Origin of the sequence: Microcoleus sp. F10-B2 (assembly GCF_036704965.1) — a bacterium.
Taxonomy (GTDB): Bacteria; Cyanobacteriota; Cyanobacteriia; order Cyanobacteriales; family Microcoleaceae; genus Microcoleus.
On record NZ_JAUBTB010000034.1, the window covers coordinates 52,219 to 75,070 of the forward strand.

A 22,852-nucleotide genomic window follows, 5' to 3' on the forward strand; every position below is an offset into this window, starting at 1 on the left:
TGTGAATATTCAAGAACTGTTTCAAAAAGGCGGCCCCGCCATGTGGCCCCTGTTGGTGTTATCGATTCTATCTTTGAGCACAATTATCGAGCGCTTGTGGTTTTGGGCGAGTCTCCTGAGCAAAGAAAAGCAGATAGTTAACCGGATTCTTGATGCGGCTCGCAGCGATTGGGGGGCGGCTAACGAGATTGCCAGACAAGCAAACCGACAGCCGATCGGGCGATTTCTTTATGCACCCCTGCGGCTCTACAATCCCGAACCAGATTTGTTTCGACTCGCACTTGAAGCAGCAGCCGATGAAGAGTTGGCTTCGATGCGGCGCGGTGACAAAATCTTAGAAGCGACGATCGCTCTAGCCCCTTTGCTGGGCTTGCTGGGAACAGTTTTGGGCTTGATTAACTCGCTCAGTTCTATCCGTCTGGGCGACATTGGCACGGCGGCAACAACTGGCGTAACTTTGGGGATTAGCGAAGCCCTGATTACTACTGCTTCAGGGATGGTAGTAGCAATTTTTACATTGGTGTTTTATCGGATATTTCAAGCTTTTTTGTTCAACCAGGCAAAAATATTTCGCAAAGCTGGAAATGAACTGGAATTGCTGTACAGGCAATACTGGCCGGCAGCTAATGCTAAAGGTCGAGCACCCGGTGCAGAATACAGCAATTCTTCTTTTGGTGCAGATGGTTTGAACAGGCGTTCTCTCAATTCTCAAGAATCGGGAGAACGGAATCGGGAGCCGAAATTGAAAGGTTCCGATCCGGCTGAAGATTCACCTTCTAATAATTAGAACCAAGGAGAACTGATGAAGATTCACTTAGATACTCCTGCTGAAGAGGCTCGGATTGAACTGGTGCCTTTAATTGACGTGATATTTTGCATTCTGACGTTTTTTCTGCTGGCAGCTTTGCAACTGACTCGCCAGCAAGCCATTAATGTCGATTTGCCTAAAGCGAAGACTGGACAAACGCAGATGCGAGAGATGCTGATTGTCAGCATTGACGATTTCGGGCAAACTTATATCGACCAATTGCCTGTTAATTACCAACAACTCGATCGAGTTTTAAAGAGTTTCCAAAGCAGAAATCCTGCGGGGTTGATGGTGCTGTACGCTCCTCAAAATGCTAGATATGCCAAAGTTGTCGAGGTTTTAGATAAATTGAGAGAGGTAGGCGGCGATAGAGTTGCCCTGGCAACTCTTCCTAGTTCGGCTCCTTCTCCATTGCCCAATACCTCGCTTCCCAATTCTGGCATTCCTGCGGCACCTGCGATCGGCAATTCCGGTCAACCCCTGCCGTCTCCTGTGCCTCCGGGGCAGCAACAGTTCAACCCCAATCAGTTTCAATCCCCTCTCCCCGCTCCCGGGCAGCAGCAGTTCAATCCCAATCAGTTTCAATCTCCTCTCCCGGCTCCCGGCCAGCCTAGCAACTCTGGGCAAAATCAGGGCATTCCTCCTGTTTCGCCTGCACCCGCTGCTCCCAATTTAAGACCCGGAGCGGTTACTCCACCGCAAAATGTCGGGCCCTCGAATTAGTTAGAAGGAAGAAGGTTCGGCAACGGATTGTGTAACGGATGTAACGGATGTAACGGATGTCAGTCCGATGTCCGTCGGAAGAAGGGAGAAGGAAGAAGGGAGAACAGAGAAATAGAAATTTTCCCCCTCTCCCCCTCTCCCCCTCTCCCCCTCGCCGAGATTCTCACCGCCGGATTTGGTATAAAGCGCTTCAATTCTTTTGGTTCGTACTGAGCCTTTTTTCTCTTCACAACTAGATACAGTTGTATATGCCTGCGGAAGGAACTTTTGCAGGCATTTCGCCATCTCTATAACTAAGTTATTTCCTGGGACAGATGGTAATTTTGTCAAATGATTGTTACCTTTTGTAATATAGACTAAAGCCAGATGGGCCATCGGGCATCCCGAAACCAAGGGTCGATCGCTGAAACAATTTACAAATCTGGTTAATCCAGGTGTTCACTTTTAAGTCACCTTTACTTACAGAGGAGTCAAAGTCATGAGCCAACCAGCAGAATTGTCTTTGGAACAGCAATTTAGCCTGTGTTCCTTTAAAACACAGGTAAGTGACATGAGCCGCGAACAAGCTCAGGAGTTTTTGGTCAAGCTTTACGAGCAAATGATGCTGCGGGAAACCATGTACCGCCATTTTCTGAAACACCACTGGGGTTTAGAACCTAACCCAGGTGTTGAGTAGCAAAGAGTCGCAGTCGGCGACCTCCGTCTCTTACTCTGTTCCCTCAGGCGGAAAGGAGTTGGGGGTGATGGGGCGTCACTCGAAGGCAGAAGGTAGAAGGCCTCTGTACAGACGTGAGGAAAATTTGACAGTTTCTTTGTGGATTTCACTCTATGTGGGAGTCAAGCTAAGCAGTTTCTTTATTGACATCACCGGAGAGTGCAAAGATAATTTATCGCGCCTCGACTCAAAAATGGGATAACTATTAATTAATAATAATTGTTAATTTTTTAACCAATTAAATTTTTAACAAATTCAATATATTTGTGTTTATTTGCAGCGGATGAGGTTTGACAACAATGGCGCTAGTCGGACATCTGAGCGCGACCTCCGACTAGCAAAACCTTCAATTTTCACATCAAACCATAGAACTCGCAAATGTAGACTCTAGAAAGAGTTATTCTGGCTGACGTTCCAGAGTCGCCTCCATTGTACTCGTCAAGTAATGACCAGACATGATGCCGCTCGATTGGTAGTAGCGGTTGTCATCAACGCGGTGAAGGGTATCAAAACCCGTCCGTCGCTGGCGTTCGTCTCCCAATACCCAATAACGCTGGACGATCGACTGGGGAGCAATCCAACCTTCGCCCTCGACGCGGCCGAGTTCGCTGTGTTGGAGTACAAAAGTATACTGCCGTTCATCGCTGTTGAGGTGTCCTCGGTACTGCAAAATAATCTCTTCGCGATCGCCTCCAGGAAACACCAGTTTCGTCACCATACTGAACCAATCTGTTCGGTTCCAGCTCACTAAAGTTTTGCCTTTAACCGTAATTGGCACGCCATTGCGCTCAATCCAGCTTCCTTCGAGCGTCCATTGGCCAGATTCCATTAAAAACGTGTGAGCCACAGTGCTGTTCCTATGCTTTTGCTGCTGGCTACAATGCTGGTGCAACAACGCACAGCCGTTGTCCCTCAGACTCTATGCTATCACGCCCAACTGTGCCAACAAGAGTTAATTTCCCCTAAAAGTACCGGTGCTCGGGCACCAGTAACTTGAGGCAGATTGCCGGGAATGCCCCGAACCCGCCATGCGGCTAAAACCGCGAAAGCGATCGCCTCTTTAAAATCTACATTCAAGCCTGCCTCAGAAGTAGTCAACACTTGCACTGGGTGCAATTGAGATTGCAATCGGCGTTTTAAGTAGAGATTGTGGCTGCCGCCCCCGCATAGTAAAACTCGATCGGGCATAGCCGGTAAAAAAGTTTGGTAACTGTGAACGATCGAGGCCGCAGTCAGTTCTGTCAGAGTAGCCAGCACGTCAGCAGGACTGAGGTTGTAACCTTGGGCCTCGACCAAACACCTGTCAAAATAGTCTACACCAAATAACTCTCGTCCCGTAGATTTCGGCGGTGCTTGGCGGAAGAATTCTGATGCGAGCCAATCATCGACTAAAGCTTGACAGGGAGTTCCCGATGCCGCCCAAGCTCCACCTTCGTCGATCGTCTTAGTGCCCCCTGAGAAGTGCTGTACTGCCAAATCCAAGAGGGAATTCCCCGGGCCTGTATCCCAGCCCCATATGCCATCCCCAAGACTCAAAATTTCTGACTCGTCCTGGTTTTCCCCTTTTCCCGTGGCCGGAAGATAGGTAACATTGCCAATTCCGCCGAGATTTTGGATGCAGAGGCTGCGGTTGGGTTCTGCCAGCAGGCAAGCATCAACTATTGACACTAAGGGTGCTCCTTGACCGCCTGCTGCAATGTCTGCCGATCGAAAGTTACTTACAGTAGTAATGCCTGTCAATTTCGCAATTAGCGAGCCCCGCCCGAGTTGCAAGCTGTAGCCCATCAACGCACCAGCGCTCTCTTTTTGGTCTTTCCCGGCAGGTCGGTGGTAGACGGTTTGACCGTGAGAGCCGATTAATTCGGCTTTATCATATTCTGCTTGAATTGTCAAGGCAGCAGTGGCAAATTCTTGGGCGATGGCATCATCTAATTCGGCTAGTTCAGCCATTGACAAAGCTGAGCCGCTGCAAACCGAGAGAATTTGAGCTCGCAAGTTAGCAGGATAAGGGAAAGTGTTGCCGGCCACCAATTGCACTTTCAAGTCTGTGTGGGAACCGACGACATCCACCAAAGCAGCATCAATGCCATCCACCGACGTGCCGCTGATCAAACCGATAACGCGGGTCATTCAATTTTAGATTTTAGATTTTAGATTTTAGATTGTTCAATTTTTCGATTTTCGAGGGTCGGGTGCGATCGGGCGATCGGATATTATTTGAGGTCGATCGTCACGATCACCACAGTAATATTATCGCGTCCACCTTTATCCTTAGCTGCTTGAATTAAAGCATTTGCAGCGCCCTCGCAGGCGCGAATCGACTTCAGAGGCGAAGCAATCAAAGGATCCGACAGTTCCTCAGTCAAGCCGTCGCTGCACAGCAGCAATCGATCCCCAGGTTGCACGTCCACCGGCAAAATATCTATCTCCCGCAAATCATCGCGGCCCAAACACTGGGACAAAACGTGACGCCAAGGATGACTGCGAGCTTGGTCAGGAGTTAGGGCCTTTCTTTTGACAGCCTGAGCCACCCAAGTCTGGTCTTCAGTAATCTGCTCCAAGCGAGAGCCGTGCAGTCGGTACAAGCGAGAGTCCCCTATATTAGCGCACCAGGGTCGGCCCTCATCCCTAAACATTAGAACCACAGCCGTAGTACCCATATCAGCACGCTCGGGGTGGTCGAGCTGATCCGTCAAAATTGCTTGATTGGCAATTAAAAAAGCCTTTTCCAACAACAGCGGAGAATCCTCAGGCCCTTCCCAATGTTCGAGCAAATAAGATTGAATCGCCTGAGTCGCAATCCTGCTGGCTTCTTGACCTCCGGCGTGTCCTCCCATTCCATCGGCCACTATGAAAAATCGCCCGTCAGAGTCTATGTAGTACGAATCCTGATTTACGGAACGAACTAGCCCTGTGTCTGTCTTACCTGCGAAAGAGCGTTTCATAGATTGGGTGATTGGACTCATCGAACTTGAAAGCTTGATTTAATTGGGTGCGATGTTTTCTACCAAAACTTAAATCCCGAACGGGAGTTGAAATTTTTGCACCCCGCGATCGCGAGTTTTGGAAAAATTGCACTACCTTGACCTCATATTGTAGATCGATATGATGGTAATCCCGTCTTAAAATTTCGGTAAATCCAGTAAATTAAGCAGCACCTGCAAAAAAAAACAGGATTTATACACAAAATCAGAGGTTTAGCTGGCGATAAATCTAGGAAGCAACGGGGTTTTTAGCGTCAAAGCGTGTAAGTGCGGTAAATTTTAGCAATCAGTTGTCAGCCAGCCAAAACTTAACTTTCGAGGTCAAATTTTGGCTGGCGAGAAATCTCAAACCCGAAATTTCAAATCCCAAATTGCACAATTATGACATCCTGTCTAAACGATCGATCCGCTTGAACAAACGCAGCATAGCAAACCCTGCACCCGCCGCCAGCACTGCCACAGCGACAGCCGGCCAGACTTGATTGCTGACAAACAAAATTGTTGCCGACAAAGTAAAAGCACTCATCAGCAAAGCATAATTCGTACCCATTTGAGCGCTGCTCATGCGACGTAGCAAGCGCTCTGTTTCAGCAGAACGGACGCGAATCCGCAAATCTCCCTGTTCGAGTTTGTCAATAGTCTCCTCAATCCGGCGGGGCAAACCCAATGCAGTCGAACTCACCTGAGCCGCCTGACGGCCGAGTTCATTAAAAATACTGCTAGTTGCATCAGGCCCATTTCCATTACTCATAAGCTGCATGGCAAAAGGTTGTGCCACCTCCATAAAGTTGAATTCGGGATCTAAACCTCGGCCCACCCCTTCGATGGTAGAAAAAGCTCGCATTACAAAAGTAAAAGTAGCTGGGAAGCGAAAAGGTTGGTTGTAGGCAATATCGTAAAGGTCGTCCGTAATCGCGCTCACCGATTGATTTTCAAAAGGCTTGTCCATGAAGTTGTCCAGCATATACTGGATGCTGCGGCGCACCGGACTCATATCACCCGTAGGCACCAAAGCTCCCAAATCGATCAGAGAATCCATAATCCGCTGTCCATCCTTGGAAGCAATGCCGTAGAGAGTCTCCATCAGTCCTTCGCGGACATTCGACTGGATTTGACCCATCATGCCAAAATCGTAGAAAATCAGACAACCGTCAGCACTAACAGCGATGTTGCCGGGGTGTGGGTCAGCGTGGAAAAAGCCGTCATTGAGCAACTGCCGCAAATAAGCTTTTGCCCCCAACTGAGCGATTAATTTACGATCGATACCGGCAGCTTCCAAAGCTTCGTAGTGGCTGATTTTAATCCCCGGCAGGTATTCCAAAGTCAGCACTCGCGGAGCCGCGTACCGCCAATAAACCCTCGGCACCCGCACCCAGTCACAGTTGCTAAAATTGCGCCGAAAAGTATCAGCATTGCGGCCTTCATGGAGATAGTCAATTTCCAGCCACAGAATGCGACAGCATTCCTCATAAATCCCCATCCAATCTCGGCCGTAACCCCACTTAGGATGGTTTTGAAAGTAGCGGGCAATTCCCTTAAGAATTTGCAAATCGATCTCGAACAGCTTCCGCAGTCCCGGCCGCTGCACCTTGACCACCACTTCCGGGCCCGAATGCAGTTGAGCTTTGTGTACCTGACCCAGACTGGCAGCGGCAAGTGGCACCGGGTCAAAGCTGCGGTAGAGTTCTTGAACTGTCTTGCCCAAATCTTGCTCGACAATTACCTCCAACTGCTCGTAGCTGAAAGCAGGCACTTTATCTTGCAGTTTAGAAAGTTCCTCGACAAACTCTGCTGGGAACAAATCGGCGCGGGTGGAAAATAACTGCCCAACTTTAATGAAAGTGGGCCCCAAATCCAAGAGTGTTTCTCGAACCCAGATAGCTTGAAAGCGGCGTCTGGCAACTTTCTTTTCTTCAGTCACGCCTCCCCAGTAGCTCCAATTTTTGCTGTCGAGCCACAGGGAAGCCAGCCAGAGCAAGACAAAGGCCCAAATGTCGAAGAAGCGCCGCTGTCGGGAGTATTTTTCGCGATTCCAGCGATAAGCTTTACTTTTGTAGGATTTACCAGCAGCAGTTTTTGGCTCATCGCCGTCGCGAGTGCGCTTGTTTGAGCGCTGGCGATTAACAGAGTCATCAAGGAGAGCAGACACTTGGGTTCCCAAATTGCTTATTTTATGTTGTTGCTTTGATTGCAGGTAGGAGCGCAGGAGCGCATTGCTGTGCGCTCGCGTAGTCGTAAATAATAGTTTTGGTCGAATCGAGCGCTAGGGCAAAGTGCTGCGGTAGCGCTGCAATTGGGATCGCACCAGGGCGACTTCGGCGCGCAGCTCGTCAATAGTCGCTTGCAACTCTGCAGGATGGATGTCTTGAATGGTGGTGGTGCTTGCAGTGCCAGTTCTGGTCTGCATCGCCTCCTCCGAAGCTCGATTAGCCCGTTCCACAACTCGATCGGTGAACTGCCGCAGGCGTTCTCTTTGTTCTGCGTCAAATTTGCCGAGTTCAGAGAAAGCGTTGGTTGCTGCGCTTTCTAATTGCTCGTACAGTGCTTCGGCAAGTGCTCTGCCTACAAAAAAAGCATGAACTGGGGGTTTACTCATAAAAAATCTCTGTGCGCTTCCGCAACAAATTATAACTTGCTTGTCCCCGATGGTGCTTGTTCCCAAAGAAAGCAAGTTTGGGGGAATTGACACTCCCACCCCTCGATCGGGGATGGGATTCTTGAGAGTTAGAACAGTCTAACGCGCAACGGCTTAGCCCCCAAGCCTCGCTTACACTGGCTAAAATTCGAGGTTGGGGTTGCTTTGTACCAAAAGGTTTGCAGCTTGGCAGCAGTAATACGCGACATCACACCACCTCAGTGCCGCACACATATTCTAACATAATTTAAATCAAAATATCAAACACTCCTGCATTTTTTTGCGGGGATTTGGATTGCAGAGGGAATAGGAAATATTCAATAAACTCTGAGCTAGAATGTTGGGATTTTTCGATTCTACCGCAGGTTTTGCGAGATAGTCGTTGGCGACGAAGGGCATTATTATCTCCACTACCGATCGCCTATTTGCTGACTCATAAAACCAAGTATTTGTCCGCACTTTTAAGGAACACAACAAACAATACTAATTTGTCGCAGGTTCAGGAAAAGGCACTGCGGGATCTGCCACAGGGGGTGGTGAATCAGGTGCGATCGAACTATCTGAATTGCTGCCACTGCGACTGGGTACCGCAGGCTCAGGCGATCGCTCGGTCGGCGGCGCTAGTTCTGGTGGCGAGGATTCCGACGGCGGCAAGGTTTCAGCGCTAGGACTCTCAGGGGCAGGCGGGGCGGGTGCGGCGGGCGGTTCTGGCGGCAGGGGCGCAACTTCCGGTACCGGTGCGGGTTCTGGTTGGGGTGCTGGCTCGATTTCGGTTTCAGGCTCGGGAATGGGTGACTCAGAAGGCTGCTCTTGGGGCTCGGGCGTCGGGGATGGCTCAGGTAGGGGTTCGGGATCCGGGGCGGGAGTTTCCGGGCTTGGGGACTCAGAAGGTTCGGCGCTAGTTTCAGAGGGCTCGATCTGTTCGGGAATGTTGCTGCTTTCTAAGGGCGGTTTAGGGCGCTTGTTGAGTTCGATCGGGTAGAGAGGGCTGCTTTCGACAGACGGCTGCCCGAACATCGGCCCTGACAAATCGCGGGATTTGAGCAAATCTTCCAGAGATGGGAAGGACTCAATTTTGGGACTATTGCTGAGACTGGTGCTGTTGTAGTGCGATGCTAGGTCAAAACCCATCCAGCCTGCAATTGCAGCCGTGACGACAAACGCCAGCAAAGTCAACTGCGGCGGGGGAGGTGCGGGCAATCGCAGACTTTGCTTGCCTTTTCTTTTTGCTGGTACTCGCTCTGTTTCTTGCAGCATGGTGAGCCAATTTTCCACTGTCTGAGGGCGGTTGTGGGGGTCGATTTCGAGTCCCTGAAGGATGGCTCGCTCGATTCCCGGGCTGAGGTTCGGCTGAAATTGCCGCAACTCGGCCAGGGGAATGCGATCGCGCAGGGGTGCTGCTACGGGCGCTACACCGGAGAGCAAGTAGTAGAGGGTGGCGGAGATCGCGTAGATGTCTGTCGCCGGTGTACATTTACCGTCGTAGAGGTATTGTTCGATCGGCGCGTACCCCGGCGAGAGCAAGTTAGTGTGGGTTTGTTTGGTGCCAGCGGTAAAGCCGCGAGCAATGCCGAAATCTATTAACATTACCAGATGAGAATCGGTTCGCCGGATAATATTTTCTGGCTTGATATCTCCGTGCAGCAATCCGCTGTGGTGAACGGTACTTAAGGCTGAGGCTATTTGCCGAATATAGTGCACGGCCTGGGCTTCTGGCAGCGGCCGATCGGTTTCGACTATTTGGGCGAGAGTTTGGCCCGGAATGTAGTCCATTGCGATAAAAGACTGTCCGGCTTCTTCAAAAAAGTCGATGACTCTGACTATGTTGGAATGCTGACACCGCGACAGGCGTTGGGCTTCGGCAATAAACTGCTGCTGGAATTGGGCAGATTCTGGGTGTTGGCGCAGACTTTCGTTGAGGGTTTTGAGTACGACGGTTTGGTTTAAATGGGTGTGGATAGCTCGGTAAGTGATGCCGAACCCTCCTATGCCTAAAGTCGCGTTAATTTTGTATTTGCCCTGTTGCAGGACTGTTGCTGGCGCTAAGTTCATCTTCAGTTGATGCCGTTTCCCAAACTATGCTACCGCCTTTGGGTTATTTCGCAGAGTTAGGGGTGAGGTTCGATCGATCTGCGCCCTAGTTTGAGCTTGAGCTCTGCTATATCTTTAATCTTTGCATCCCTACGTCATTTTATCTGTAGTAGGTATTGTGAAACTAACGCTCCGGCTGTCCAATAAAAATCCCGCTCTTGTGGAACGGGAAAGCCATCAGGGTGCATCTATATATGTGACTATAACTTATGAGGGGTGTAACCCCTCTTTGTTTTATCAACTCTTTACAATTAGCCGATTTTTGTAAAAATTTAGACTTTTTTTTGACTTGCGAGCAATTTTATGATGATAAAAATGATCTGAGGGCGATCTTGAGCTTGAAGAAATGAAGAGGGAGAGTATTGACTACAGTAGAGTTTCAACCCAGATTCCGCACCGCCCAACGGGCAGCGTACACTGCAAGAGTTTCATAAAATTTATCGAGGCAAACTAGATCGGAGGCCAGCTTAGTACCCCTACTTTTAGGCCTAATAGTTCGGTTGCCTGGAAGCTGTCTACAGGCTTAGAAAATAAATATCCTTGCCCCAACTCACACCCCAACTCTCTCAGTTTCTGTAGCTGTGTTGGCGTTTCTATGCCTTCTGCCACGATATCCATACCTCGGCTGCGAGCCAGCGTTACTATCGTCTGGATAATTTCTACGCCACTGTTGTCTGCCCCAATGCGGCTGACAAAAGAGCGGTCAATCTTTAAAGTATCAATGGGAAACTCGTGTAAGCGGCTTAAAGAAGAGTAGCCCGTGCCAAAGTCGTCGATACACAACTGAATGCCTAGAGCTTTTATCTGCTTCAACATCTTTTCTTCCCTGGATACTGTTTCTAAAATGCAGCTTTCAGTAATCTCTAGTTTTAGAGAGTAGCTTGGAAGGGCAGTCTGCTGCAAAATCTCCTCAATTCGATTGAGTAGGTTGACTTGTTTGAGCTGCACGGGGGAAAGATTGACATTAATCGCCAAGGGAGGTGTTTGGGGAAACTGTTGCTGCCAAATACGGATCTGGTGACAAGCTTCGTGCAAAACCCACCACCCCAGTTCATTGATCAAACCAGTTTCTTCAGCCACAGGGATAAACTCGGCAGGCGGGTAGATGGTTCCAGATGGGTGATGCCAGCGCACTAAAGCTTCAAAACCACTCAGTTGCCCCGTAGAAAGGGAGACAATTGGCTGGTAGTGAACGCAAAATTCTTGTAGCACCATCGCCCTTCTCAAGTCGTTCTCCAACTGCAAGCGCGTCATCGCAACAGCTTGCATCGCTGGATCGAAAACTTCGTAACGCCCTCTGCCTTGAGCTTTAGCATAATACATTGCGATATCCGCATCTCTGAGTACGTCTTCTGGGCGATCGTAATCCATTGTGCTCAGGATAATGCCAATGCTGATCTCGGTAAATACTTCATAATCATTCAAATTAAACGGCTGCCTTAATTGGTTTTGGATGCGTTCAGCCACCCTGGTTGGTTCGTCAATATCTTTGATATCTTCTAGCAAGAGCACAAATTCATCTCCTCCAAACCGCGCAACTGCATCTGTGTGGCGTAAAGAAGCTTGCAGTTGACGAGCAACGCTTTTTAGTAATTCATCCCCAACCAAATGTCCGAGGCTATCATTGACCACTTTAAAGCGATCGAGGTCAATAAATAGCACCGCATATAAATAATCTTCACGTCTGTGCACCTTGCCGATCGCCTGTTGCAGCCGATTCATAAACCAAGCGCGGTTAGGCAAATCCGTTAGCGCGTCGTGAAAAGCATCATGTCCTAATTTTTCTTCCCTTTGCAACAACTGAACTTGAGCCTGTTGAAGCTCGTTGACGGTTTGCGTAAGTTCAGCCGTTTGAGAAGCCACCCGTTCCTCTAACTCACAAGTGAGTTTCTGCAAGGCGGCTTCCGCTTCTTTTCGCGCTTCAATTTCCTGTTTGAGAAGCGTATTTTGTTCTTCCAGAGTCTTGGTCAAATTTCGCAGTCTCAGGTGTAGTTGCACGCGGGCTAGGACTTCCTCTTGCTCAAAGGGTTTGGTGATATAATCTACTGCGCCCATTGACAGACCTTTAACCTTATCTACGCGATCGGTAAGAGCTGTCATAAAAATCACAGGGATATCTTTCGTTGCCACCGATGCTTTTAAGCGGTAGCAGGTTTCAAACCCATCTATCCCCGGCATCATCACATCTAACAATATGATATTTGGCGAAACTTCTTGTAGCTTTTCAATAGCACTTTCCCCATCCTTAGCCACTAAAACCTTGAAGCCTGACTCCTTCAAAAAATCGAACAGAAGTTTTAGATTATTCGGGTTATCGTCAACAATTAAAATTACATTTTCATTTTTGTTAAACATTTTATTTCCCAAAATGGATCTTCATAAAAGCTAGTAGTTCTTTCTCTTCAAAATTTTTCGCAAATTGCAAGATTTTATTAGCAAATGGTAGATAGTTACCGTCTATCTGCTTGAGTCTATTGGCTTCCTGCTCAACAATTTCAATATCGCCGATCCGAGCCGCATTAAACAGCGCTAGCAGCTCTGTTGATGGCGGTATCACCAGCTCACTACTCTGAACATTTAATAAATTAGTGAAACCTTCCTGCTGTTCGTCCGCCAAATCAGCAGGAAGGTCGTAAGTCCATTCTATTTGCAAATAAGTCTTTAATAATTCTAGCAATTCTTCTACTTGTATCGGCTTTGACACGAACTCGTTGCAACCTGCGTCTTTACTATTTTGCCGATCGAAGTTAAACACGCTGGCGCTGGATGCTATCAATATTACATCTTTAAAATCTGGTGATTTCCGCAAGCGCCGCGACATTTCAAATCCATCCATTACTGGCATCACTAAGTCTGTGATAATCAGATCTGGTTTAAACTCAGCAGCTTTATCTAAGCCCTCTTGTCCATCACAAGCTTCCATGATTTGAAAACCTAGTGGTTCTAAAAGATTTATCAGAAAACCTCGATTTTCAAATCGATCGTCTACAACCAAAATTTTATTTTTATTTCCTTTAAAACCATTTAAATTAATTGAATTATAGAGCGAATTTTGCTCAATATATTCAGATGATTTAGTCAGATCTAAATCGAGATAAAAAATACTGCCTTGACCGAGTATACTTTCGACTTTTATTTCGCCTCCCATCATTTGAACAATTTTTTGTGCGATCGCTAATCCTAACCCGGTGCCTTCTGCCTTCTGCTGAATATTTCCGACTTGTTCAAACGGTAAAAATATTTTTTCTAACTGTTCTGGTGCCATTCCCACGCCAGTATCTTGGATATGGAAACGAATTTTAGTAAGTGGTGATTGGTCGGAGTCTTCCCCCTCACCTATTACGCCTACCTTAAAAATAACACCACCCTTTTCTGTAAATTTAATAGCATTGCCCAAAAGGTTGATCAAAACTTGGCGCAGTCTTTTTTCATCAGCATTGACTGCCTGAGGAAGTTGATTTAATACTTGATAATTAAATGTAATTTCTTTTTGTTCGGCTCGGATGCGGCACATTTCCACAACTCCCATCAGAAAAGAAGGAAAATTAAAAGCTGAACTGTAAAGATCCATTTTACTTGCTTCAATTTTAGAAATATCTAAAATATCGTTAATCAGAGTAAGTAAGTGCGAACCACACTGGTGAATAACTTGGATCGCATCTTTTTGTTTAGGAGTTATACTTTTATCGCGTTCCATAATTTGAGCGTATCCTAGAATTCCGTTCAGGGGAGTACGGAGTTCATGGCTCATGTTGGCGAGGAATTCGCTCTTGGCGTGGTTAGCAGTATCAGCGGCAACTTTTGCCTCTTTTAGCTCAGTTGTCCGTTCTTCTACTCGATTTTCTAGATCTGAATTGGTTTTTTCTAAAGCAGCAAAAGACTCGCGCAATTGCTGTGCCATTTGGTTAAAAGATTGAGCTAGAATTCCCAGTTCATTTATGTCATTTACCTCTACTTTTTGGTCTAATTGACCGCTAGCGATCGCTTTACTCGCTGTACTCAAACAAAAAATAGGATGGGTAATCCAGCGGGAAGCGAGAATTCCTAACAGCGTCGCTAGCACTAACGCTAAAACGCAGAGTAGGATAGTGCTGCGGGTATTGGCATTGATTTCCTCCATAAAGTCGGCTTCTGGAACGACTACCACAATCAGCCAATCAAGACCTCTACCATCTTGGAATGGGCATACTTGCACGAATTCTCGCTGACCATTTAGCATGAATTCGAGTTGCGAGTTGCTATCTATTTCGGTGAAGTTACCAAAGCGTTCTATTAAATGCTGCGCTGTTCCCTGGATCAAAGGCACGCTGCTTTCAATCGCTTTTAATCTTTGCGTTTTTTTGCGATTTTTTTTATTGATAAATGGCTTCTCGGGGGTGGAAGAAGCCACTAGCAAGCCAGAGCGTTCTATGATGAAAGTCTTTCCGGATTTACCAATTTTTAAAGTTTGGAGAAAATCGCCAATTTTTGAGAGAAACAGATCGGTACTTACAACTCCTATAAAAGTGCCATTTTTGTCGTAAACAGGTTCGCTAGCGGAGATTCCTAGGCTAGGTTGAATATAATATTGATAAATTTTATTCCATTGGGGTTTGCCTGCAACTTTTGCGGCTTGATACCAGGGTCGGATGCGGGGATCGTAGTCTGGGTGGGTTTCCTTAAACTGAGTAGGGTTGCCCTCTCTATCTACGCGGACGATCGTATTGATAAAATTAGTAGAGCGATCGGTTATTTCAATAACCACACTGCCATCATCCTTATATCCAGCACCCGCATATTCTTTTTTTTCCCCTCCAAAACTGATGTAACTAACAGTGGAAAATTGCTTGAGCTGCCAGTAGAAGTAGCTTCTCATAGAACCCATATTGTCTGGATTCCACAACCCAAATCTGCGAATGGCATCGACGCTGATGGCATTGACCAAATGGGGGGTTTCCAAGTAAGTGTTTAGTTGTTGATTGATGCGGGCGAGTACCTCAGTTCGTAATTGGCTAGTAACGTTGTTGACAGCAGTTTTGCCGTTGCGTAGTGAGAGCCAACCTGTCAGTCCCACAGCGACAAAGATTTGCAGGACGAATGGTACGACTAAGACGAGGCGCAGCGGGATTTTTTGAGGGCTTTCTGCAAGTTCATTTTCACTTGCGATTAGTGTCATGGCGGAGTCATTTTAGTATTTGGATTGTTTCAAGAACTACAGTCGCTCACCCTTAATCATTTAAAGTTTCCTGCAGGGAAATTCTTTATTCCCTTTCTCTTGAGTACACATCCATTGATTTGTAGGTCTTGACCTCAATAGGAATTGATCTAAGCATACAATTATAGTCAGGACTTACGCACTATACGGCCTGAAACCCAGAACCATCGTGGCCCTCAGAGCCACCCTGACCCCCAGAACCCCTCTTAAAAAGGGGGAAACCGCTTCAAAAAGGGGGAACTGCTCCCCCAAACCACTTGAAAGCACCCTTGTCAAGCGTTTGGGGGATCTATGCGTAAGTCCTAATACTCTAGAGTGCAGAGAGCCTGAATCAATCCTAAACTCAACAATGCCATTAGTTCAGGTTGAATCTGGTGGGAAGCTAAAAAAGATCTGGCTGCACGATCGCCGGAAACGCCGCGGGGCGATCGGCGATATAGTGCTGACTTCGCTGCTTCGATCGGAGGGGTATAGTCCTGGACGCACGATTGTTGAGAAAGCGGGTTTTTTTACGAAAAGACGGGTTGTAGACTGGAGATTCGGTAAAAAACCCGGTTTCACCGGCCCCGATGCGTCCAGGACTATTGACATCTCCAGTTTCATCAATAAGCAGAAGGATTTATTGCTCGCCAATTAACTTATAGATGAAGTTGGCTCGGCTGTCTGTTAAGGCTTTGCTGTCCCCGATCGCCTTTGGAAAAAAATGATGTAATGATTGGCTATCGGATAACCAAAATTGGCTATTTCATGTAAGGTTTTACTCTGTATCTTTGATAACAATCCTAAAGAAAGGGAGGAACTTAAAAGATTCGTAATTTATAACTTCGTTGAAGAGGTGTTGATAGTTGTGGCAGCAGTCATCCATCAGCTTGACTGTTTGTGAAACCTGACAAGCGAATTTCAAAGGTGGTACCCGCCACGCGATCGATCGGTGGGATCGATCCAAAATCTAAAATCTCAAATCCTCAAGCCCCCGAATTTATCTCGCGCAAGTCAATCCAAAATCTAAAATCTAAAATCTAAAATCGAATGACGGGGTGGTGTTACCATACCGATCCATCCTCAAAGAATGGTTGGTCAATCCCTCTTTTACGAACTCTTAATTTGACCGAAAAAAAATGAGTAAATTTCAAAAATATAGCACGTTGTTCCACAGCTTCTGTTTTTCTCCTATGTCTGCTAGAGTTTGGGTAATGGGCGATCGGGATTGTGCCACTGGCGATCGGGCTTTTGCTACAGGCAATTAATTAGATATTTGGGTGAATTTTATAACTCTTGAACAATAGTAGAGCGACATCTTTGAACAATGATTAATCTACCCTTTTTCATCCTCGATGAGTTACGGATTTGGTTGTTGCTTAGCTTTATCATACCCCCGCAGTGACAAAAGAGGGATAACAAGGTATTTTGACTTACCTCTTGTGTCTCCAATTATTCCACACGCCAATTTGAAACCTCAAGAGGGTAATTGCCATAGCCGACTTTTTTTAATCCGGCCGAAGGGGAAGCTTTTCGGTGCGATCGCACATACAAACTCTTGTGGGGTAAGCATCCTTTAGCCCTTGACTTTATTTTCCCTCCACGTGTAATGTAAAATCCTTTACCATGATAAAGACCAATTTGTCATCCATCTTTTGACAGAAGCAGTCCGCCACTACTTTAGTCAGATAATAGCAATACCATCCCCAAAAACTCATGAGAGCTAGGGTTGCTGCTGCCTGAACCCGTACTGCTAACCAGATGTTTTGCACCATCAACGCTGAAGCAGCGGGAAACCCCTTCAAACTCGCCAAAGGTAACGGTCATGTCAACTGCACAGATAACAAGCCCCAATTCAAATAATGGTTATGCCAAACAGTTACTCAGAACCTTAGTAGCTGTCAAAAAAGGGGACTTTTCAGTTCGGATGCCCATAGACCAGACCGGTCTAGCGGGGAAAATTGCTGACGAACTTAACGACATTATCGATCTCAATGAGAGAATGGCGGCCGAACTCGATCGGATCGGCACAGTTGTCGGTAAAGAAGGCAAAATCGCCCAGCGGGCAACCATTGGCAGCGCCGAGGGGTCTTGGGCAGCTAGCGTAGATTCTGTCAATACCCTAATTACAGATTTAGTGCAACCAACCTCTGAAACCGCCAGAGTAATTCGGGCCGTAGCAAAAGGAGATTTATCGCAAACTATCGCCTTAGAAATAGAAGACAGACCCCTCAAAGGAGAATTCCTCCAAACAGCGCAAATTGTTAACACAATGGTAGACCAGTTGAGCTCCTTTGCGTCGGAAGTAACGCGGGTTGCTAGGGAAGTGGGAACCGAAGGGAAATTAGGGGTGCAAGCTGAAGTTAAAGGAGTTGCAGGAACCTGGAAAGATTTAACGGATTCAGTTAACTCGATGGCCGGGAATTTAACAGCACAAGTGCGGAACATTGCCGAAGTGACAACCGCTGTGGCAAATGGCGATTTATCCAAGAAAATTACCGTAGATGTAAAAGGCGAAATTCTCGAACTGAAAAACACGATTAACATCATGGTGGATCAGTTGAGTTCCTTCGCATCTGAAGTAACCCGGGTGGCGAGAGAAGTAGGAACCGAAGGCAAATTAGGCGTGCAAGCTGAAGTCCGAGGAGTAGCAGGAACCTGGAAAGATTTAACGGATTCAGTTAACTCGATGGCCGGCAATCTTACCGCACAAGTACGGAACATTGCTGACGTGACGACTGCTGTGGCAAATGGTGACTTATCTAAAAAAATTACTGTCGATGTTAAAGGTGAAATTCTGGAGTTAAAAAACACGATTAACATCATGGTGGATCAGTTGAATTCCTTCGCATCAGAAGTAACGCGGGTGGCGAGAGAAGTAGGTTCCGAAGGCAAACTCGGCGGTCAAGCAGAAGTTAAAGGAGTTGCCGGAACTTGGAAGGATTTAACTGATAGCGTTAACTTCATGGCAGGCAGTTTGACAGCACAAGTGCGGAACATTGCTGAAGTGACAACCGCTGTGGCAAAAGGCGATTTATCTAAGAAAATTACCGTCGATGTTAAAGGCGAAATTCTCGAACTGAAAAACACCGTCAACACGATGGTTGACCAGTTAAATTCCTTCGCATCTGAAGTCACCAGGGTTGCTAGGGAAGTGGGGACGGAAGGGAAATTAGGGGTACAAGCTGAAGTGCAGGAAGTAGCAGGAACCTGGAAAGATTTAACGGATTCAGTTAACTCAATGGCCGGGAATTTAACAGCACAAGTCCGCAACATTGCTGAGGTGACGACGGCGGTTGCTAACGGTGACTTATCTAAAAAAATTACGGTACAGGTTAAAGGCGAAATTTTAGAACTGAAAAACACCATTAACGTGATGGTGGATCAGCTTAATTCCTTCGCTTCTGAAGTCACGCGGGTGGCTAGAGAAGTGGGTTCAGAAGGTAAACTCGGCGGTCAAGCGGATGTCCGAGGCGTAGCAGGAACTTGGAAGGATTTAACGGATTCAGTTAATTTTATGGCGGGTAGTTTGACCGAACAAGTACGGAATATTGCGGCTGTTACGACGGCTGTGGCAAATGGCGACTTGTCGAAGAAAATTACTGTCGATGTTAAAGGTGAAATTCTGGAGTTAAAAAACACTGTCAACACGATGGTGGATCAGCTTAATTCCTTCGCTTCTGAAGTTACGCGGGTGGCTAGGGAAGTGGGTACCGAAGGGAAATTAGGAGTGCAAGCTGAAGTTAAAGGAGTTGCAGGAACCTGGAAAGATTTAACGGATTCGGTTAACTCAATGGCGGGCAATCTTACCGCACAAGTACGGAACATTGCGGAAGTGACAACGGCTGTGGCGAATGGGGACTTGTCGAAGAAAATTACAGTAGATGTGAAAGGGGAAATTCTCGAACTGAAAAACACGATTAACATCATGGTGGATCAGTTGAGTTCCTTCGCATCTGAAGTAACCCGGGTGGCGAGGGAAGTGGGAACGGAAGGTAAATTAGGCGTGCAAGCTTACGTGCGCGGTGTAGGGGGAACTTGGAAAGATTTAACTGATAATGTTAACTTGATGGCGGGGAATTTGACGGCGCAGGTGCGGAATATTGCGGAAGTGACGAAAGCGGTGGCAAATGGCGATTTGTCTAAGAAAATCACCGTCGATGTCAAAGGCGAAATTCTGGAGTTGAAAGATACTATTAACGTGATGGTGGATCAGCTTAATTCTTTCGCTTCTGAGGTAACGCGGGTGGCGCGGGAGGTGGGAACTGAGGGTAAATTGGGCGGTCAAGCTGACGTGAAAGGAGTTGCGGGAACTTGGAAAGATTTAACCGACAACGTAAATTCGATGGCGGGGAATTTGACTGCGCAAGTGCGGGGTATTGCTAAGGTTGTGACGGCGGTGGCGAATGGGGATTTGAAGCGCAAATTAATGCTGGAAGCTAAGGGAGAAATTGCGACTCTGGCAGATACGATTAACGAGATGATCGATACGCTGGCGACGTTTGCCGATCAAGTTACTACAGTGGCGCGGGAAGTGGGAATTGAAGGGAAATTGGGAGGTCAGGCTAAGGTTCCGGGCGCGGCGGGGACGTGGCGAGATTTGACGGATAATGTGAATGAATTGGCGGCGAATTTGACTACTCAGTTGCGGGCGATCGCCGAAGTGGCTATTGCTGTTACCAGAGGCGATTTAACGAGGTCTATTTCCGTCGCCACAGAAGGAGAAGTTGCGATCGTTAAGGACAACATTAACCAGATGATCGCCAATCTCCGGGAGACTACGCAGAAAAATACTGAGCAAGATTGGCTGAAAACAAACCTTGCTAAGTTCACTCGAATGCTACAAGGTCAGCGGGATTTAGAAACAGTTTCTAAACTAATTCTCTCAGAATTGACGCCGCTGGTTTCTGCTCAACATGGCGTCTTCTTTATGATGGAAGCTGTCGAGCACGATCAGTTTCTCAAACTGTTAAGTACCTACGCCTACCGCGAACGCAAGCATCTGGGAAATAGATTTAATTTAGGCGAAGGTCTGGTAGGACAGTGCGCCCTGGAAAAGGAACGAATACTGTTGACAGAAGTGCCGGAAAACTACGTTAAAATTTGCTCGGGTCTGGGAGAATCTACGCCGTTAAATGTCGTGGTTTTACCCGTATTATTTGAGGGACAAGTAACGGCAGTAATCGAGTTAGCTTCGTTCCGCCGATTCAGCGAAATACACTTGACATTTCTCGACCAACTTACAGAAAGTATCGCCATTGTTTTAAATACAATTGCGGCGAGTATGCGGACGGAAGAATTGCTGAAACAATCGCAGTCTTTGGCAGAAGAGTTGCAAACTCAGCAAAAGGAACTAACGGAAACTAACAAGCGTCTCGAACAACAAGCGCAGTCGCTACGCGCATCTGAGGAACTGTTGAAGAGTCAGCAGGAAGAGTTGCAACAAACGAATGAAGAACTAGAAGAACAAGCTGAATTGCTAGCGCTGCAAAATAAGGAAGTTGAGCGTAAAAATCGAGATATCGAACAGGCGAGAGGGTTGTTGGAAGAAAGAGCCGAACAGTTGGCTCTAACTTCTAAGTATAAATCGGAGTTTCTGGCAAATATGTCTCACGAGTTGCGAACTCCGCTGAATTCGCTGTTGATTTTGGCTCGATTGCTTTCTGACAATACTGAGGGTAATTTGACTCTGAAGCAAGTTGAATACACGCGCACAATTTACTCGGCGGGAACAGATTTGTTAGGGCTGATTAATGATATCTTGGATCTCGCTAAGATTGAATCAGGCACGATGTCTGTGGAAATAGAGCAAGTGTTGTTTACGGACTTGCGAGATCATTTGGATCGGACTTTCCGCCAAATCGCCCAGGATAAGAAGTTGAGTTTTCAAATAGAGCTTGAGGGTGGGTTGCCAAAAGGTCTCTATACTGATGCTAAACGGCTGCAACAAGTTTTGAAGAATCTCCTCTCGAATGCGTTTAAGTTTACAGAGCGAGGTGAGGTGAAATTGCGTGTCGAAGTAGCGCGGGAAGGGTGGAGTATAGAGATAGAAAGTTTAAGGACTTCCCCTACGGTTTTGGCTTTCTCAGTTAGCGATACGGGGATTGGGATTTCTGCTGAAAAACACAGGGTTATTTTTGAGGCTTTCCAACAAGCTGATGGTAGCACTAGCCGCAAATACGGAGGTACAGGTTTGGGTTTGTCAATTAGTAGAGAAATCGCTAATCTGTTAGGCGGAGAAATTAAATTGACAAGTCACCCTGGTGAGGGTAGTAAGTTTACGCTTTATCTGCCACAAACTTACCAAGAATCGCGAATAATGAATGATATGGAACCGGGAACGGGCAAGCAAACGCCTCAATTACCCCCTCCTGTTTCTCCCGCACTTCCTTTGCCGAATTTCCACTTGCCGATCGCGCCTTACCCCTCACCTTTAATCTCAGATGACCGAGAAAATATTGAGAATGGCGATCGCGTGCTTTTGATTGTTGAAGATGATGTAAACTTCGCTCGCATTCTTTTGGATATGGCGCAGGAACAGGGTTTTAAAGGTTTAGTGGCTTTGCGGAGCGATATCGGTTTGGCGATGGCGCGAGAGTTCAAGCCAACTGCGATTATGCTGGATCTAAATTTGCCTGTGATGGATGGCTGGACAGTGCTCGATCGCCTGAAGCATAACCCGAGTACGCGCCACATTCCGGTTCACATTGTATCAGTGGAAGAAGGGCGGCAGCGCAGTTTGCAGTTAGGGGCGATCGCCTACCTACAAAAGCCTGTCAGTCGCGACGCATTGACCAAAGCTTTGACTGATATTAAGGGTTTTGTGGAGCGGAAAGTTAAGAATTTGCTAGTTGTAGAAGACGACGAAACACAACGTCTCAGCATTGTGGATTTAATCGGTAATCACGATGTTTCTACAACGGCTGTGGGTAGTGGTGCAGAGGCGCTAGAAAGTTTGAATTCAGGAAATTTTGACTGCATCGTACTCGATTTGGGACTGCCAGATATGACTGGTTTTGAACTGATCGATCAGATCAAGCAACAGGCAAATTTGAAAAGTCTGCCGATTATTATTTATACGGGCAAAGAGTTGACGAGAGCAGAAGAAACTCAACTCAAGCGCATGGCGGAAACAATCATTGTTAAAGATGTGCGATCGCCTGAGCGGCTGTTAGATGAAACTGCTTTGTTCTTGCACCGAGTTCAAGCAAATTTGCCGGAACCGAAGCGTCAAATGCTAGAGCAATTATATCAAACAGATTCGACGCTCACGGGCAAAAAAGTCTTGATTGTTGACGACGATATGCGAAATATCTTCGCCCTCACGAGTATGCTGGAGCGCCATAAAATGGAAATTGTGTTTGCTGAAAACGGCAGAGAAGGCATTGCTAAATTGCAAAATACGCCTGACATAAATATTGTGTTGATGGACGTGATGATGCCAGAGATGGACGGTTACGAAACAATGCAAGCAATTCGTAATATGCCTCAATTCGCTGCGCTGCCAATGATTGCTCTTACTGCCAAAGCGATGAAGGGCGATCGGGAAAAATGTATCGAAGCTGGGGCGTCTGACTACATTACCAAACCTGTTGATACTGAACAGTTGCTCTCGCTGCTGCGTGTTTGGCTTTATCGATAAGGGCAAGAAGGAAGAAGGAAGAAGGAAGAAGGAAGAAGGAAGAAGGAAGAAGGAAGAAGGAAGAAGGAAGAAGGAAGAAGG

Annotated in this window: 16 protein-coding genes; 7 read left to right on the forward strand and 9 right to left on the reverse strand. The window is 46.9% G+C overall.

The annotated features are described in order from the left end of the window. The first annotated feature begins 1 nt into the window (after position 1). From QUA99_RS15185 to QUA99_RS15200, 4 genes are all read left to right on the forward strand, one after another. The gene (locus tag QUA99_RS15185; protein WP_333237988.1) at positions 2–787 is read left to right on the forward strand and encodes a MotA/TolQ/ExbB proton channel family protein; all 786 of its coding nucleotides are present in this window, start codon (positions 2–4) and stop codon (positions 785–787) included. A 15-nt stretch (positions 788–802) separates the two neighbouring features. Next, positions 803–1,531 (forward strand): biopolymer transporter ExbD, encoded by a 729-nt coding sequence (locus QUA99_RS15190; RefSeq protein ID WP_333237986.1) that lies wholly within the window; start codon positions 803–805, stop codon positions 1,529–1,531. A 478-nt stretch (positions 1,532–2,009) separates the two neighbouring features. Continuing rightward, positions 2,010–2,207, forward strand: a complete 198-nt coding sequence (locus QUA99_RS15195) for an NblA/ycf18 family protein (RefSeq protein ID WP_006635253.1) — start codon at positions 2,010–2,012, stop codon at positions 2,205–2,207. Beyond that, complete coding sequence (locus QUA99_RS15200; RefSeq protein ID WP_333411433.1) at positions 2,200–2,448, forward strand: hypothetical protein; 249 nt, start codon at positions 2,200–2,202, stop codon at positions 2,446–2,448. Before QUA99_RS15195 ends, QUA99_RS15200 begins: the two co-directional genes overlap by 8 nt. A gap of 195 nt (positions 2,449–2,643) precedes the next feature. Here QUA99_RS15200 and QUA99_RS15205 read toward each other — a convergent pair whose 3' ends face one another. The 8 genes from QUA99_RS15205 to QUA99_RS15240 form a co-directional block, all read right to left on the reverse strand. After that, complete coding sequence (locus QUA99_RS15205; RefSeq protein ID WP_041622499.1) at positions 2,644–3,075, reverse strand: hypothetical protein; 432 nt, start codon at positions 3,073–3,075, stop codon at positions 2,644–2,646. 98 nt (positions 3,076–3,173) lie between these two features. Next, entirely contained in the window at positions 3,174–4,376 is a 1,203-nt protein-coding gene (locus QUA99_RS15210) for an anhydro-N-acetylmuramic acid kinase (RefSeq protein ID WP_333237982.1), read from the reverse strand. Positions 4,377–4,459: 83 nt separating this feature from the next. Further along, entirely contained in the window at positions 4,460–5,191 is a 732-nt protein-coding gene (locus QUA99_RS15215; RefSeq protein ID WP_333056054.1) for a PP2C family serine/threonine-protein phosphatase, read from the reverse strand. A gap of 418 nt (positions 5,192–5,609) precedes the next feature. Further along, positions 5,610–7,379, reverse strand: coding sequence for an AarF/ABC1/UbiB kinase family protein (locus tag QUA99_RS15220; protein ID WP_333237980.1), 1,770 nt, complete (start codon positions 7,377–7,379; stop codon positions 5,610–5,612). A gap of 114 nt (positions 7,380–7,493) precedes the next feature. Continuing rightward, on the reverse strand, positions 7,494–7,826 hold the full coding sequence (locus QUA99_RS15225) for a DUF6825 family protein (RefSeq protein ID WP_333237978.1): 333 nt from the start codon (positions 7,824–7,826) through the stop codon (positions 7,494–7,496). A gap of 522 nt (positions 7,827–8,348) precedes the next feature. Next, the gene (locus QUA99_RS15230; RefSeq protein ID WP_333237976.1) at positions 8,349–9,917 is read right to left on the reverse strand and encodes a protein kinase domain-containing protein; all 1,569 of its coding nucleotides are present in this window, start codon (positions 9,915–9,917) and stop codon (positions 8,349–8,351) included. 489 nt (positions 9,918–10,406) lie between these two features. Next, positions 10,407–12,311: an EAL domain-containing protein gene (locus tag QUA99_RS15235; protein WP_333237974.1), complete on the reverse strand. Its 1,905-nt coding sequence runs from the start codon at positions 12,309–12,311 to the stop codon at positions 10,407–10,409. Position 12,312: 1 nt separating this feature from the next. Continuing rightward, positions 12,313–15,111, reverse strand: a complete 2,799-nt coding sequence (locus QUA99_RS15240) for an ATP-binding protein (RefSeq protein ID WP_333237971.1) — start codon at positions 15,109–15,111, stop codon at positions 12,313–12,315. Positions 15,112–15,499: 388 nt separating this feature from the next. On the opposite strand from QUA99_RS15240, the gene QUA99_RS15245 reads away from it, so the two are divergent. Then, a complete protein-coding gene (locus tag QUA99_RS15245; RefSeq protein ID WP_333237969.1) occupies positions 15,500–15,787 on the forward strand; it encodes a hypothetical protein in 288 nt (95 codons plus the stop codon). Between the two features lie 481 nt (positions 15,788–16,268). Further along, complete coding sequence (locus tag QUA99_RS15250; RefSeq protein ID WP_333237967.1) at positions 16,269–16,397, forward strand: hypothetical protein; 129 nt, start codon at positions 16,269–16,271, stop codon at positions 16,395–16,397. A 412-nt stretch (positions 16,398–16,809) separates the two neighbouring features. On the opposite strand, the gene QUA99_RS15255 is transcribed toward QUA99_RS15250, so the two are convergent. Continuing rightward, the gene (locus QUA99_RS15255) at positions 16,810–16,956 is read right to left on the reverse strand and encodes a hypothetical protein (RefSeq protein WP_333237965.1); all 147 of its coding nucleotides are present in this window, start codon (positions 16,954–16,956) and stop codon (positions 16,810–16,812) included. Between QUA99_RS15255 and QUA99_RS15260 the strand changes: the two genes are divergently transcribed. Further along, the gene (locus QUA99_RS15260; protein WP_333237963.1) at positions 16,955–22,771 is read left to right on the forward strand and encodes a HAMP domain-containing protein; all 5,817 of its coding nucleotides are present in this window, start codon (positions 16,955–16,957) and stop codon (positions 22,769–22,771) included. The genes QUA99_RS15255 and QUA99_RS15260 overlap by 2 nt on opposite strands. The last annotated feature ends 81 nt before the right edge of the window (positions 22,772–22,852 follow it).